We start from the raw sequence: 15,496 nt of genomic DNA, 5'->3' as shown, positions 1-15,496 counted from the left end.
CCCTATGACCCCAGCTCATCGATGAACCTGAACACGTCCTCCGCACTCGCCTCGTCGCCCAAACGATCGTCCACCTTGGACACTGCACCAAGACGGCTCGCCAGGTCCGCGAACCTGGCAGCGAGTTCGGCACGCAGCACCGGATCTGCCTCGACACCGGGCAACGCGGACTCGATGCGCTCAAGTTCCGCGAAGACCGACGGCGTGGCCTCGGGCTGCTCCGGCAGCAGTTCCCCTCGGATGAACTCCGAGAGCGCCTGCGAATCCGGGTAATCGAAGATCATCATCGCGCTGAGCCGCAGTCCGACCGCCTTGTGCAGCCGGTCGCGCAGCTCGACCGCCATCAGCGAGTCAAAGCCCAGCTCCTTGAACGCGCGGTCCGCCGCGACGGAGTCCGCCGACGCGTGCCCCAGCACTGCCGCAGCCTGCGCGCGCACCATGTCCAGCAGCTCGCGCGCCTGCTCGGACTTGGGCAGCCCGGCCAGGTGCTTGGCGAAGTCGAAGGCGTCCGGAGCCGGTTCCGGCTGAGCGGCCTCGGCCTGCATCGCCTTCACCGCAGGCAGTTCGTCGAGCATGGGCCGCGCCCGCCCTGCGGTGTAACCGGGAACGAAGCGCTCCCAGTTCATGTCCGCGACGGCCAGGCACGTGTCGTCGTTGTCCAGAGCCACCTTCAGCGACGTGACCGCCAGCTCGGGCGCCATGGGAACGAGGCCGCGCCGGGCCAGGTGCTCCTCAACGCCCTCGCCGCGGATCATGCCGTCATCGGCCCACGGACCCCACGCGATCGACATCGCGGTCTGTCCGCGTGCACGACGCCGCTCGGCCAAGGAGTCCAGGAACGCGTTGGCCGCCGCGTAGCCGCCCTGCCCACCGCTGCCCCAGACGGCGGCGACGGAGGAGAAGAGCACGAAGGCGTCCAGCTCGCGGTCGGCGAACAGATCGTCGAGGTGCGCGGCGCCGATCACCTTGCCCACAGCCACTTCCGCGACCTCGTCCAGCGAAGTCTCGGCCAGCGGCGCGAAGCGCACGACACCGGCGGTGTGGAAGACCGAGCGGATCGGCCCGTCCTGCTCCACGTCAGCCACGAGCGCGGCGAGCTGGTCGCGGTCGGAGGTGTCGCACGACGCCACGGTCACCCAGGCTCCGAGCGCCTCCAGCTCCGCGACGAGCTCGGCGGCTCCGGGGGCGTCCGGACCGCGACGGCTGGTCAGCACGAGCCGGTCCGCGCCGTTGCCCGCGAGCCAGCGCGCGACGTGCCCGGCCAGGCCACCGGTTCCGCCAGTGATCAGCACCGTGCCACGCGGCCGGAACTCGGTGCCCGGCGAGCTGTCGGCGTGCACGAGTCGCTGGGCGAAGGTGCCAGAGGCACGGATCGCCAGCTGGTCGTCGTCGGTCGGAGCCGACAGAGCGGACGCAAAGCGGTACATCGCGCGCTCGTCCAGGTCCTGCGGCAGGTCGATCAGGGCGCCGAGGCGTTGCGGCTGCTCAAGGCCGAGAACCCTGCCCAGACCCCAGACGCTCGTCTGCCCGGGGTTGATCGCGCCGTCCGCGTCGCCGGTGACGACCGCGCCGCAGGTGACCAGCCAGAGCCGGGCCTTGGCGTCCATGTCGTGCATCGCCTGCACCACACCGATCGTGGCCGCGAGCCCGATCGACAGGGCCGAGTGCTCCGGGTGCGGGCGCTCGTCCAGCGCCAGCAAGGACAGCACGCCGCTGATCGGCTCGCTGGCCGTCGCTTCCTTGAGCTTGGTGGCAGCCAGTTCGCGGTCGGCTTCGGCCGCGCCGAGCTCCACGGTGGTCACTCGGGCGCCGAAGGTCTCCAGCGCCTTGACCGTCGCGGAGACCGCGTGGCCGCCGATGCCGGGCTCGGGCGTCAGGACGACCCAGGCTCCGGGCAGGGCGGGCTCGTGCACCTCGGGCTGTGCGCGCCAGACGGCGTGGTAGCGCCAACCGTCCACAGTGGACCGCTCCTGGTTGCGGCGGCGCCACTCCGACAGCGCGGGCAGCAGCTCCGACAGTGGGCGGTCGGCGTCAATGTCCAAAGTGGACCGGATCGCATCGGGATCACCGTTCTCCACGATCTCCCAGAACTCCGCGTCGGTGGACCCGGCGGAGAGGGAGATCTCGTCCTTCGGCGGCTGGTACCAGAAGCGGTCGTGCTGGAAGGCGTAGGTCGGCAGCTCCGTCCAGCGCGCGCCCGTGCCCGCGAAGAACTTCTCCCAGTCCAGCTCGGCACCGCGCCCGTACAGCTCCGTCACACCGGTGAGCAGCGTCTGCTCCTCGGGGCGGTTGCGGCGCAGAGCGGCCACCACGACGACCTTGTCGCTGTCGTTGACCAGGCAGTCGCGCGCGGCGGCAGTGAGGATCGAGTCCGGGCCCAGCTCCAGGTAGCGCGTGACCCCGCGCTTCTCCAAGAACCGCACCGCGTCGAGGAAACGGACCTCGTTGCGGACGTGGGTGACCCAGTACTCCGGGTCGGCCAGCCGCGCGATCTCGCCGGTCACCGCCGAGACGATCGGGATGCTCGGCTCGGCGTACTCCAGTGACGTCACGAGATCGCGGAACTCGGCGATCATCGGCTCCATCAGCGGCGAGTGGAACGCGTGGGAGACGTTGAGGCGCTTGGACTTCGCACCGGTGGCCTCCGCGACCGCGAGCACCGACTCCTCGGCCCCGGCGATCACCGTCGAGCGCGGGCCGTTGACGGCGGCCACGCTGACGTCGGCGCGGGCTTCCAGCAGCGGCAGCACATCGGCCTCAGCCGCCTGGAGCGAGACCATCGCGCCACCCGACGGCAGAGCCTGCATCAGCCTGCCGCGCGAGGTGACCAGCTTCGCCGCGTCGGTCAGCGACAGCACTCCGGCGACGTGCGCGGCGGCGATCTCGCCGATGGAGTGCCCGGCGAGGTAGTCCGGCGTCAGGCCCCATTCGGAGACCAGGCGGAACAGCGCGACCTCGATCGCGAAGAGCGCGGGCTGCGTGAACTCGGTGCGGCTCAGTTCCTCGGTGTCGAGCACGGCGGCGAGCGGCTTGGCCATGTACTTGTCCAGCTCGGCGACGACCTCGTCGAAAGCCTTGGCGTAGAACGGGAACGCGTTGTACAGCGCGCGCCCCATCCCGGCCCGCTGAGCACCCTGACCGGTGAACAGGAAGGCCGTCTTGCCCTCGTTCACCACGCTGATCGCGCCGTCGCCGTCGGCCAGCGCGGAGAGCGCGTTGAGCAGCCCCTCGCGCTCCGAGCCGACGATCGTAGCCCGGTACTCGAAGGCCGTCCGCGTGGTGGCCAGCGAGTAGGACAGGTCCAGCAGCGAGCCGGTCGAAGCGCGCTCGCGGAGCAGGGAAGCCTGATCGCGCAACGCCTTCTCCGAGCGCGCCGACAGGGTCCACGGCAGCACAGGCAGTTCGCGCTCGGTCGTGACCTCCGGCTCCTCAACAGAGGGCGCCTGCTCGATGATCGCGTGCGCGTTGGTGCCGCTGATGCCGAAGGCGGAGATGCCCGCGAGGCGCGGCCCCTCGCGCTCCGGCCACTCCACCTGCTCGGTCAGCAGTGACACCTCGCCCGCCGACCAGTCCACGTGGGTGGAGGGAACGTCGGCGTTGAGCGTCTTCGGCATGATCCCGTGCTGCATCGCGAGCACGAGCTTGATCACGCCCGCAACACCGGAGGCGGCCTGGGTGTGGCCGATGTTGGACTTCAGCGCGCCGAGCTGCACCGGGCGGTCGCGGTCCTGGCCGTAGGTGGCGAGCAGTGCCTGCGCCTCGATCGGGTCGCCCAGAACGGTTCCGGTGCCGTGCGCTTCGATCAGGTCCACATCGGACGGTGCGACTCCGGCGTTGGCCAGCGCCTGCCGGATGACGCGCTGCTGCGAGGGGCCGTTGGGCGCGGCGAGCCCGTTGGACGCGCCGTCCTGGTTGACCGCCGAACCCCGCACCACCGCGAGCACCTTGTGCCCACGGGCGCGAGCGTCGGAAAGGCGCTCCAGCAACAGCATTCCGGCGCCTTCGGACCAGCTCGTGCCGTCGGCGGCGTCGGAGAACGCCTTCACCCGGCCGTCGCGGGCGAGGCCGCGCTGGCGGGAGAACTCGATGAACAGGCTCGGCATGGACATCACGGTCACGCCACCGGCCAGCGCGAGGTCGCACTCGCCCTGGCGGAGTGCCTGGCACGCGAGGTGGATCGCGACCAGCGAGGACGAGCACGCGGTGTCGAGCGTGATCGACGGGCCCTCGGTGCCGAGGATGTAGGAGATCCGGCCGGACACCACGCTCGCGGCCTTGCCGGTGAGCAGGTAGCCCTCCAGGTCGGCAGGCATCTTCGTCAGGTGCCCGGCGTAGTCCTGGCCGTTGGTGCCGACGTAGACGCCGACCTGCTCGCCGCTGACCGAGGACGGGGCGACCCCGCCGCGCTCAAGGGCTTCCCACGCGGTCTCAAGGAGAACTCGCTGCTGCGGGTCCATCGCGAGCGCTTCACGCGGGCTGATCCCGAAGAACGCCGGGTCGAACTCGCCCGCGTCGTAAAGGAATCCGCCGACGCGGGAGTAGGTCTTGCCGTGGCTCTCCGGGTTCGGGTCGTACAGGTCCTCGTCCCAGCCACGGTCGGTCGGCAGCAGACCCATCGCGTCGCGGCCGTCGGTGAGCATCTCCCACAGCTGCTCCGGGGTGCGCACACCACCGGGCAGGCGGCAGCTCATCGACACGATGGCGATCGGGTCGTCGTCCTGCACCACCCGCGTGAGGGTCGCGGCGGCGGCCTTGCGGTCGCCCAAAGCCTGGCTGCGCAGGAACTCCGCGAGCACGGCGGGAGTCGGGTAGTCGAACAGCAACGTGGTCGGCAGCTTGAGACCGGACGCCTCGCTGAGCCGGTTGCGCAGCTCGACGGCGGTCAGCGAGTCGAAGCCGACCTCCTTGAACGCACGCTTGGGCTCCAAGGCGTCCGGGTCCGGGTGCGCGATGACGGCCGCGGCCTGCGTGCGCACCAGGTCGAGCACGGCGCGGTCCTGGTCGGCGGGCGACAGACCGGCGAGGCGGTCGGCCAGCGCGGAGCCGCCGGTGGTGGGCTTGCTGACCGCAGTCGCGGCGCTGCGCCGCTGCGGCACCTTGACCAGGCCCCGCATCAGCGGCGACATCGCCGGGTCGCTGATGCGGTTGCGCAGCGTCGCGGTGTCCAGGCGGACCGGCAGCAGCGCCGCGTCCTCGGCACCGGCCGCCGCGTCGAACAGCGACAGACCTTCTTCTGAGGCAAGGGGAACGACACCCGAGCGGGCCATGCGCTGCACGTCGGCGTCGGTCAGGTGGTCGCTCATCCCGCTGCGCTGTGCCCAGAAACCCCAGCCGAGCGAGACACCGGAGAGCCCGTTGGCCCGACGGTGAGTTGCCAGAGCGTCAAGGAACGCGTTGGCCGCCGCGTAGTTCGCCTGCCCGGGGTTGCCGAAGGAGGCGACCATCGAGGAGTACAGCGCGAACAGCGGCAGATCCAGGTCCTTGGTCAGCTCGTGCAGGTTCATCACCGCGTCGACCTTGGGCCGGAGCACAGTGTCGAAACGTTGCGGCGTAAGGGCTCCGAGGATGCCGTCGTCCAGAACCCCCGCGGTGTGCACGACACCGGTCAGCGGGTGCTCGGGGTAGATCGAGTCCAGCAGCACCTCGACCGCGTCCCGGTCGGCGGCGTCGCAGGCCGCGAACCGGACTGTGGCACCGAGTTCGGCCAGCTCCAACGCCAGCTCGACCGCGCCCTCCGCGACCAAGCCGCTGCGGCTGGCCATGAGCAGGTGCTTGACGCCGTGCTCGGTGACGAGGTGGCTGGCGAGCAGGCCCGCGAGCACCCCGGTCGCGCCGGTGATGAGGACCGTGCCCTCGGGGTGGAGGTCGAGCTTCTGCGGCTTCGCCTCCACGCGCGCAAGCCTTGGTGCCAAAAGCTTTCCGCCGCGCAGAGCGAGCTGCGGCTCGTGCACCGCCATGACGCGGCGCAGCGCCTGCCGGGACTCCGCCGTGCTCGTCGTGCTGTCGAGGTCGACGATCACCACGCGACCGGGGTTCTCGGACTGCGCGGATCGCACGAGGCCCCACAGGGCACCGGCGGCGAGGTCGGTGACGTCCGCTCCGGCCTCGGTGGCCATCGCGCCCTTGGTGACGAGGAGCAGGCCGGAGTTCTCGAAGCGCTCGTCGGCGAGCCAGTGCTGCAACAGCTCCAGCGCGCGGTAGGTCACCGTGCGCACGGCCGTCGGCAGGTCGCCCTCGTCCAGCGGGTCGGGGCCGAACTGGACCACGACCACGTCCGGAACGTCGCCACCCGCGTCCATCAGCAGCTGGAGATCGTCCAAAGTGGATGGACGGCCGGTGGTGCCGAGCACCGCGTCCAAGCCGAAGCAGTCCGCGCCGACCCGGGTCCAGCGACCACCCGCAGGCTCCGACGGAAGCGCAACGGGCTGCCACGCGGTGCGGAACAGCGCGTCGTCGGCGGGCGAACCGGCAGTGCGCAGGAGGTCGATGTCCAGCGCTGCAAAGCGAACCGTGCGCGCGGTGATCACCGGCATGCCAGTCGGGTTCGCAACCGTCATCGAGTAGCAGTTCTCGCCGGTCGGCACGAGGCGCACGCGCAGCGCGGTCGCCGCGTTGGCGTGCACCACAACGCCTTGCCAGCCAACGGCGAGCATCGGCTCTCCGGGATCGGCGGGCATGTTGACCCCGGCCGCGTGCAGTGCGGCGCCGAGAAGCGCCGGGTGCAGCACGAACTCGGCGGCGTCGGCGTGATGTTCGGCGTCGATGGCGACCTCGGCGAAGACCTCCTCGCCGCGACGCCAGACCTTGCGCAGGCCCTTGAGCGCCGGGCCGCAACCGAGGCCGCGCGAGGTCAGATCGGCGTAGATCCCGCCGACGTCAACGGGGTTCGCCTCCTCCGGCGGCCACGCGGACAGATCGAAGTCGGCCTGCTCGGCGCCCGTCGCCACGACACCCGTCGCGTGCTGGGTCCACTGCTGGTCGTCGACCTCAACTTCGGTGTCCGGCCTGGAGAAGATGCTGATGCGGCGGCGACCGGAGTCATCAGGGCCGCCGAGCACGACCTGCACCATGCGCGCGCAGGAGGGCTGCACCACGAGCGGGTGGTCCAGCGTCAGCTCTTCGACCTCGTCACAGCCGAGCAGATCTCCTGCTGCGACAGCGAACTCCACGAGCAGCGACGGCGGAGCCACCACGAGCCCGGCGACCTGGTGGTCGGCCAGCCACGGCTCCTCACGCAGGGAAAGCCGCCCGGTGAACAGGTATCCGCCGTTGACGGGGAGCGCGGTCCCGGTGCCCAGCAACGGGTGCGCGGTACCGCTGAGGCCCGCCGCACCGAGGTCGCCTGCCGCCTGCTCGACCTCCAGCCAGTAGCGCTGCCGCTGGAAGGGGTAGGTCGGCAGGTCCACGACCGGGCCGGCGCCGAAGGTGTCGCTCCACGACACGGTCACACCGCGCACGTAGGCGTCGGCCAGCGAGAGCATCAACCGCGAGCGGTCGCCCTCCTCGCGGCGCAGCGTGCCGACCGTGACCGCGTCGGTTCCTGAGTCCTCAATGGTTTCCTGCATCGCCATGGCGAGCATGGGGTGCGGGCTGATCTCGATGAACGCGGTGTGCCCTGCGGCGAGCAGAGCCCGGGTCGCGCGCTCGAAGTCCACGGACTCGCGGATGTTGCGGTACCAGTAGTCGGTGTCCAGCTCCAGGCCGGGCAGCACGTCGCCGGTCACCGTGGAGTAGAAGGGAATGCTGTTCTTCAGCGGCTCGATGCCGTCCAGGTCGGCGTAGAGCTGCTCGCGCAGCGCGTCCACCTGCGGCGAGTGACCGGCGGTGTCCACACCGGGAACCCTGCGGCACTTCACGCCGAGCTGAGTCAGCTCCGCGGCCAGCGAGTCGAGTGCTTCCACCGCGCCGGAGATCGTCGCCGAGCTGTGGCTGTTCACCGCCGCGATGCCCAGCACGTCGCCCCACTGCTCCAGGTGCGGGCGGATCTCGTCGGCGGGCAGCAGCACGGAGAGCATGCCGCCCTTGCCGCTGAGCCGGAACCACGCCTGGCTGCGGCGGGCGATGATGCGGCACGCCTCGTCCAGGGTGAGCGCGCCCGCGATGAACGCGGCGGCGACCTCGCCCTGCGAGTGCCCGACCACGGCGGCGGGCTCGACGCCGTGCGCGCGCCAGAGCTGCGCGAGGCCGGTCATCATCGCGAAGAGCACCGGCTGGATCACATCGATGCGCTCGAGGGACGGAGCGCCGTCCTTCTTGAACAGAACGTCCACAATGGACCAGTCGATGTAGGAGCGCAGAGCTTCGTCGCACGCGAGGACCTGCGTGCGGAAGGACGGGTAGTGCTCCCACAGCGACAGCGCCATGTCGGGCCACTGCGAGCCCTGGCCCGGGAACACGAAGACCACCTTGCGGCCGTCCGCGCCATTGCCCCGGCTGACGTTCGCGGCGGGCTCCCCGTTGACCAGCGCGTCCAAGCCGCACAGCAGCTCCACGCGGTCCTTGGCCACCACTGCGGCGCGCTGGTCGAAGGAACTGCGCGTCGTCGCGAGCGAGCGCGCGAAGGCGACGAGGTCCAGGTCCTGCTCTTCGTCCACAAGGGACCAGAGCTGGTCGGCCTGAGCCTTCAGGGCCGCCTCGGACTTGCCGGAGAGCACGAACGGGAACGCGCCTTCGTTCTCATCGGCTTCCTTTTCGGCGGCCGCAGGAGCTTCCTCGATGATCGCGTGCGCGTTGGTCCCACTGATGCCAAAGGATGAGATGGCCGCACGACGCGGGCGGTCGCTCTCCCACGGTTGAGCCTGGGTGAGCAGCCGGACCGCGCCGGAAGACCAGTCCACATGGGACGTCGGCTCGGTCACGTGCAGCGTCTTCGGCAAAGTGTTGTGCCGCAACGCCATGACCATCTTGATGATGCCACCGACGCCTGCGGCGGCCTGCGTGTGACCGGTGTTGGACTTGAGAGAACCCAGCCACACCGGGGTTTCCCGGTCACGGCCGTAGGTGGCGATCAGCGCGTTGGCCTCGATCGGGTCACCGAGCTTGGTGCCGGTGCCGTGCGCCTCCACCGCGTCGACGTCGCCGAAGCCGAGGCCCGCGTTGGCCAGCGCCTGCCGGATGACCCGCTCCTGCGCCAAGCCGTTCGGCGCGGTGAGCCCGTTGGACGCGCCGTCCTGGTTCATCGCACTGCCCCGGATGACCGCGAGCACTTGGTGACCGTTGCGCTCGGCGTCGGAGAGCTTCTCCAGCACCAGCATGCCCGCGCCCTCGGCCCAGCCCGTGCCGTCCGCGTCGGCGGAGAACGCGCGGCAGCGGCCGGTCGGCGACAGCGCGCGCTGACGGGTCAGCTCGATGAAGATGCCCGGGTTCGGCATGACCGTGACACCACCGGCCAACGCCAGCGTGCACTCGCCGTTGCGCAGCGACTGCACGGCCATGTGCACTGCCACCAACGAGGACGAGCACGCGGTGTCCACCGTGACCGCAGGGCCTTCGAGGCCGAGCGTGTACGCGATGCGGCCGGACGCGACGCTCGTGGTCGTTCCGGTGAGCAGGTAGCCCTCGACGCCTTCGCCCGCCTCGTACATGCGGGGGCCGTAGTCCTGCGGCATCGCGCCGACGAACACCCCGGCCCGGCTCCCGCGCAGCTCCTTCGGCGTGATTCCCGCGCGCTCCAAGGACTCCCACGCGGTCTCCATGATCACCCGCTGCTGCGGGTCCATCGCCATGGCCTCGCGCGCGGAGATGCCGAAGAACGTCGGGTCGAACTCGTGGGCCTGCTTGAGGAAACCACCCTCGCGGACGTAGCTCTTGCCCGTCTTGTCGGGGTCCGGGTCGTAGATCGAGTCGATGTCCCACCCGCGCTCGGCCGGGAACTCCCCGACCAGGTCGCGGCCGTTGGCCAGGACCTCCCACAGCTGCTCCGGCGAGTTCACTCCGCCCGGGAAGCGGCACCCCATCGCCACGATCGCGATCGGCTCGCTGTGATCGGTGGCGCTCGTCTCGACGACGTCTTCCCCTGCACGCCCCAGGAACTCGTCCAGGGTGTGCTCGGCGAGGCGCTTCGGCGTGGGGTAGTTGAACAGCAGGGAGCTGGGCAGGTCGAGCCCGGTCGCGGTGGCGAGCCGGTCGCGCAGCTCGACGGCGGTCAGCGAGTCGAAGCCGAGGTCCTTGAACGGCAACTCCGGGTCGACGGCGGCGAGATCGGTGTAGCCGAGCACGGACGCCACGAGCGCGCGCACCATGTCCAGCGAGATCCGCCGCTGCTCGTCCTCGCCCAGGACCTCCGCGAGCTTCTGCCACAGGATCGGCCGATCCTCGGTCGCTGGCTCGGCTGCCCGTTCCGTGACCGCGGTGCTGACGGCGGCGTCGAGCCAGCAGCGCTGCCGCTGGAAGGCGTAAGTCGGCAGCGCGACGCGACGGGATCCGCTACCCGCGAAGAAGCTCGCCCAGTCGACCTCAACACCGTTGACGTGCAAGGAAACCAGGGCACTCAGCGCGGCCTCGTCCTCGGCGCGGTCCTTGCGCAGCAACGGAACGAGCGCGATGCCGTCCTTGACGGTCAACGAGTCCTTGGCGGCAGCGGTCAGCACGCCGTGCGGGCCCAGTTCCAGGTAGCGGGTGACGCCGTTGGCTTCGAGGCTCAGCACGCTGTCGTAAAAGCGAACGGTGCCGCGCACGTGCTGGACCCAGTAGTCCGCCGAGTACTGCTCGACCTCGGTCCCCGAGATGATCGGGATCGTCGGCGCCGAGTACGTCAGCGACTCCGCAACCGCGCGGAAGTCGTCGAGCATCGGGTCCATCAGCGGCGAGTGGAACGCGTGGGACACCGTGAGCCGCTTGGTCTTCGCGCCGGTCGCGGCGGCGATCTGGAGTACCGAGTCCTCGTCACCGGCGATGACCGTCGACTGTGGACCGTTGAGCGCCGCGATACTGACGCGATCGTTGAGCAGTGGCAGCACATCGGCTTCGCTGGCCTGGATCGACACCATCGCGCCACCGGTGGGCAGCGCCTGCATCAACCGACCGCGCGCCGTGACGAGCTTGGCGGCGTCCGCCAACGAAAGGACACCCGCGACGTGGGCCGCCGCGATCTCGCCGATGGAGTGCCCGGAGAGGTAGTCCGGCCGCAGGCCCCAGCTCTCCGCGAGGCGGAACAGCGCCACCTCGATCGCGAACAGCGCGGGCTGCGTGTACTGCGTCTGGTCAAGCTCGTCGCCACTCGCGATGATCTCGGCCAGCGGCATGTCGAACGCGGCCGCGACCTCATCGAAAGCCGTTGCGAACGCGGGGAAAGCTGCGTGCAGCTCGCGGCCCATACCAGCGCGCTGAGCGCCTTGGCCGGTGAACAGGAACGCGATCTTGCCCTCGCCCACGCGACCTTCGACGACCGCCGCGTGTGGCATGCCGTCCGCGTAGGCGCGCAGTCCGCTGATCAGCTCTTCGCGGTCGCGGCCGACGACTCCGACTCGGTGGTTCAGTGCGGCGCGCGTGGTGGCGAGCGAGTGCGCAACGTCCAACGCACTGTCCATAGTGGACAGAAGACGGGAAGCCTGTGCGCGCAACGCCTGCGGTGTCTTGGCCGAGAGCACCCATGGGAGGACGCTCGGCGCGGTGCCCGGCTGCACGGCTTCGCGCTGCGGAGCTTCGGTGAGCACGAGGTGGCAGTTGGTGCCGCCCATGCCGAAGGAGGAGACACCGGCAACGATCTCTTCGCCGGGCCACGCTCCGAGCTCGGTCTGCACGCGGAGGTTCAACGCGTCCAGGTCGATCGCGGGGTTGGGCGACTCGAAGTTCAGGCTCGGCGGCAGTTCCCGGTTGCGCACGGCGAGCGCGGCCTTGATGAGGCCGGTGACACCAGCGGCGCCTTCGAGGTGGCCGACGTTGGTCTTGGCCGAGCCGACCAGCAGCGGAGCGTCGCCGGAGCGGGCTGCGCCGAGCACCGCGCCGAGCGCTCCGGCCTCCACAGGGTCACCAACGCGAGTGCCCGTGCCGTGCAGCTCGACGTACTGGACCTTGGCGGGGTCGACGCCCGCGCGCCGATATGCGGCTCGCAGAAGGTCTTCCTGGCCCGCGCGGTCCGGCGTGGTCAGCGTGTCGCCACCACCGTCGTTGTTGACCGCGCCGCCCGCGATGACGCAGTAGATCGGGTCACCGTCGGCGAGCGCCTTGTGCAGCGGCTTCAGCACGACGACACCGCCGCCCTCACCACGGACGTAACCGTTGGCGCGGGCGTCGAAGGTGTAGCAGCGGCCGTCCGGGGACAGCGCGCCGAACGCGGCGGCGCCGAGCGTGCTCTCCGGAGCCAGGTTCAGGGTCACGCCACCGGCGAGGGCGATGTCCGCGTCCCCGCTGCGGATGCTCTCGCACGCCATGTGCACGGCGACCAGCGAGGACGACTGTCCACTGTCGACGACCATGCTGGGCCCGCGCAGGCCGAGCAGGTAGGACACGCGGTTGGCGATCATGCCGCGGTTGAGGCCGGTGAGCGTGTGCTGGCCGACGTCGGCGCCCGCGCGGTGCAGCAGCGTCGCGTAGTCGTCACCGATCGCGCCGACGAAGACACCCGCGCGCTGACCGGTCAGGGAGTCGGCGGGCAGCCCGGCGTCCTCCAGGGCCTCCCAGCTCAGCTCCAGCGCCAGCCGCTGCTGCGGGTCCATGGCCGCGGCCTCGCGCGGGGCGATGCCGAAGAAGGTGGGGTCGAACCCGTCGACCTCGGCGAGGCGACCGGCCCGGCCCTGCTCGGTCTCGGAGATCGCGTCGGTGCCCGAGCGCAGCAGTCCCCAGAAGGCACCCGGATCACCCGCCTCCGGCAACCGGCAGGCAATACCGATGACAGCGATACCCGTTCTCTGGTCCTTCTCGCCTTCAGCCACCATCGCCCCTAGTCCCCGCATACTCGGTTGATCGAGAAGGAGAACAACCTCGGTGTTGTCCCGCTCACGCCCTAAAGCGAGACCCGTATCAAAGAAATTGATTTCCCTGTTGTTCTTGCACCCACGCGCGGTTGGTTCCGAAACTAACTCCAGCCCCACCCCTAGCAACAACCCCTAACGTTCCGCCTGAGAGGCCAGTGACATGGCCCCCGACGAGGGAAAAGGTTCTTGACGTGATCCACCGGACGGTCGACGCCACCGGGCTCGCAAGGGGCCGTTCGGAGCAGTCCGAAGTGTCCCGTGAATTGTCCCGGTTTAGCTCGGCGACGCCGTGTCCAAACAGGCGTTTCGCGACCTCACGAAGCCGGGAAAATGCGCCGCCGCGCGCCGTCAAGGGCTGAAAAAACAGGTCAAGCACCCACCCCTGAACCCACCGGTACCGCCCCTCAATTCCTGGAAGGCGCTGGCTCGCGGTGTGCGCGGCGACATAGCTTGCTCCACGGGGCCGCCACCGGTCCCGGGAGGGGCTCAGGCATGAAGGGGATCGTGCTCGCGGGCGGGTCCGGGACCCGGCTGCACCCGGTGACGCTGTCGGTGTCCAAGCAGCTGCTGCCGGTCTACGACAAGCCGATGATCTACTACCCGCTGTCGGTGCTGATGCTCTCCGGCATCCGGGACATCCTGCTGATCTCCACTCCGCAGGACCTGCCGCTGTTCGAGCGGCTGCTCGGCGACGGCGCCCAGCTCGGGCTGAACATCACCTACGCCGAGCAGGCCGAGCCGCGCGGGCTCGCCGAGGCGTTCGTGATCGGCGCCGACCACGTCGGCAACGACACCGCCGCGCTCATCCTCGGCGACAACATCTTCCACGGGCAGCGGTTCTCCGAGATCCTCGAAGCGACCGCGCAGGACGTGAAGGGCTGCGTGCTCTTCGGCTACCCGGTGCACGACCCGCACCGCTACGGCGTCGGCGAGACCGACTCCGAGGGCAGGCTGATCTCCATCGAGGAGAAGCCGGAGAACCCGAAGTCCAACCGGGCGATCACCGGCCTGTACTTCTACGACAACGACGTGGTCGACATCGCCAAGAACATCCGGCCGTCGGCGCGCGGCGAACTGGAGATCACCGACGTGAACCGCGCGTACCTGGAGCGCGGCGACGCCAGGCTGATCGACCTCGGCCGGGGTTTCGCGTGGCTGGACACCGGCACCCACGACTCGCTGCTCCAGGCGGGGCAGTACCTCGCGACGCTGGAGAACCGGCAGGGCGTGCGCATCGCGTGCCTCGAAGAGATCGCGCTGCGCATGGGGTTCATCGACGCCGACGCCTGCCACGCGCTCGGCGCGAAGCTCTCCAAGACCGGCTACGGCCGCTACATCATGGACGTGGCCAAGGAATTCCGTCCCTAGACCCGTGCCGGGGTTCACCAGTCTTCAAGACCCGCAAACCCCCGCCCAAGGGGTCTCCAACGACGGCAAACCCTCGGCCTTATCCGGGTTTGGGGCGGTTAACGATGATCGACAGGGGGGTTCGGTGGTCTTGAAGACTGCCTAACCCCCGGCGCCACCGCCACGGCTCAACCACGTGCAGAACAGGTCCTAGAAAGGTCTCCAGCGTGCGCATCCTGGTCACCGGCGGTGCCGGCTTCATCGGCTCGCACTTCGTCCGCGAACTGCTCGCCGGGCGCTACCCCGCGCTCTCCGGCGCCGAAGTGCTCGTGCTCGACAAGCTGACCTACGCGGGCAACCTGGCCAACCTGGCGCCGGTCGCCGATCTGCCGGAGCTGCGCTTCGTGCACGGCGACATCTGCGACGCGGAGCTGGTGCGCTCGCTGATGGCGGGCGTCGACCTGGTGGTGCACTTCGCTGCCGAGTCCCACGTGGACAGATCCATCACCGGCTCGGCGGAGTTCATCCGCACCAACGTGCTCGGCACGCAAACCCTGTTGCAGGGCGCGATGGACGCGGCCGTCGGCAAGTTCGTGCACGTCTCCACCGACGAGGTCTACGGCTCCATCGACAGCGGCTCGTGGCCGGAGGACCACCCGCTGCTGCCGAACTCGCCGTACTCCGCGTCGAAGGCGTCCTCGGACCTGCTCGTGCGCTCCTACCACCGCACGCACGGCATGCACACGTGCATCACGCGCTGCTCCAACAACTACGGGCCGTACCAGTTCCCGGAGAAGGTCATTCCGCTGTTCGTCACGAACCTGTTGGAGGGCCTGAAGGTTCCGCTCTACGGGGACGGACGCAACGTCCGCGACTGGCTGCACGTCGACGACCACTGCCGGGGCATCGCGCTGGTCGCCGAGCGCGGCCGGGCCGGCGAGGTCTACAACCTCGGCGGGGGCACGGAGCTGAGCAACCGCGAGCTGACCGAGGAGCTGCTGCGGCTGATGGGCGCGGACTGGTCGATGGTGCGCACCGTGGCCGACCGCAAGGGCCACGACCTGCGCTACTCCGTGGACATCAGCAAGGCCGCGAGCGAACTGGGCTACGCGCCGCTGAAGGACTTCGCGACGGGCATCGCCGAGACGGCCGCCTGGTACCGGGAGAACCGCGACTGGTGGGCCCCGCTGCGGGACGGGGCCGCACAGCCGACGGGCTGAAAAAGCGTTTTCAAC

Annotated in this window: 3 protein-coding genes; 2 read left to right on the top strand and 1 reads right to left on the bottom strand. The window is 69.9% G+C overall.

The annotated features are described in order from the left end of the window. Positions 1-2: 2 nt before the first annotated feature. Positions 3-12,872 (bottom strand): type I polyketide synthase, encoded by a 12,870-nt coding sequence (locus tag ABD798_RS22320; RefSeq protein ID WP_344877878.1) that lies wholly within the window; start codon positions 12,870-12,872, stop codon positions 3-5. A 534-nt stretch (positions 12,873-13,406) separates the two neighbouring features. Between ABD798_RS22320 and rfbA the strand changes: the two genes are divergently transcribed. Both rfbA and rfbB read left to right on the top strand, forming a co-directional pair. Next, on the top strand, positions 13,407-14,282 hold the full coding sequence (gene rfbA, locus ABD798_RS22315) for a glucose-1-phosphate thymidylyltransferase RfbA (protein ID WP_344877876.1): 876 nt from the start codon (positions 13,407-13,409) through the stop codon (positions 14,280-14,282). 206 nt (positions 14,283-14,488) lie between these two features. Continuing rightward, positions 14,489-15,481, top strand: coding sequence for a dTDP-glucose 4,6-dehydratase (gene rfbB, locus ABD798_RS22310; protein WP_344877874.1), 993 nt, complete (start codon positions 14,489-14,491; stop codon positions 15,479-15,481). Positions 15,482-15,496 lie beyond the last annotated feature (15 nt).

This window comes from Allokutzneria multivorans (genome assembly GCF_039537405.1).
Classification (GTDB): Bacteria; Actinomycetota; Actinomycetes; order Mycobacteriales; family Pseudonocardiaceae; genus Allokutzneria; species Allokutzneria multivorans.
The sequence above is the reverse complement of the archived record's forward strand: the minus strand, read 5'-3'. Positions and strand labels throughout refer to the sequence as shown.

What these genes read in the sequence shown, in the direction of transcription:
- rfbA (WP_344877876.1), top strand. Translation starts at nt 13,407, where the DNA reads ATGAAGGGGATCGTGCTCGCGGGCGGGTCCGGGACCCGGCTGCACCCG.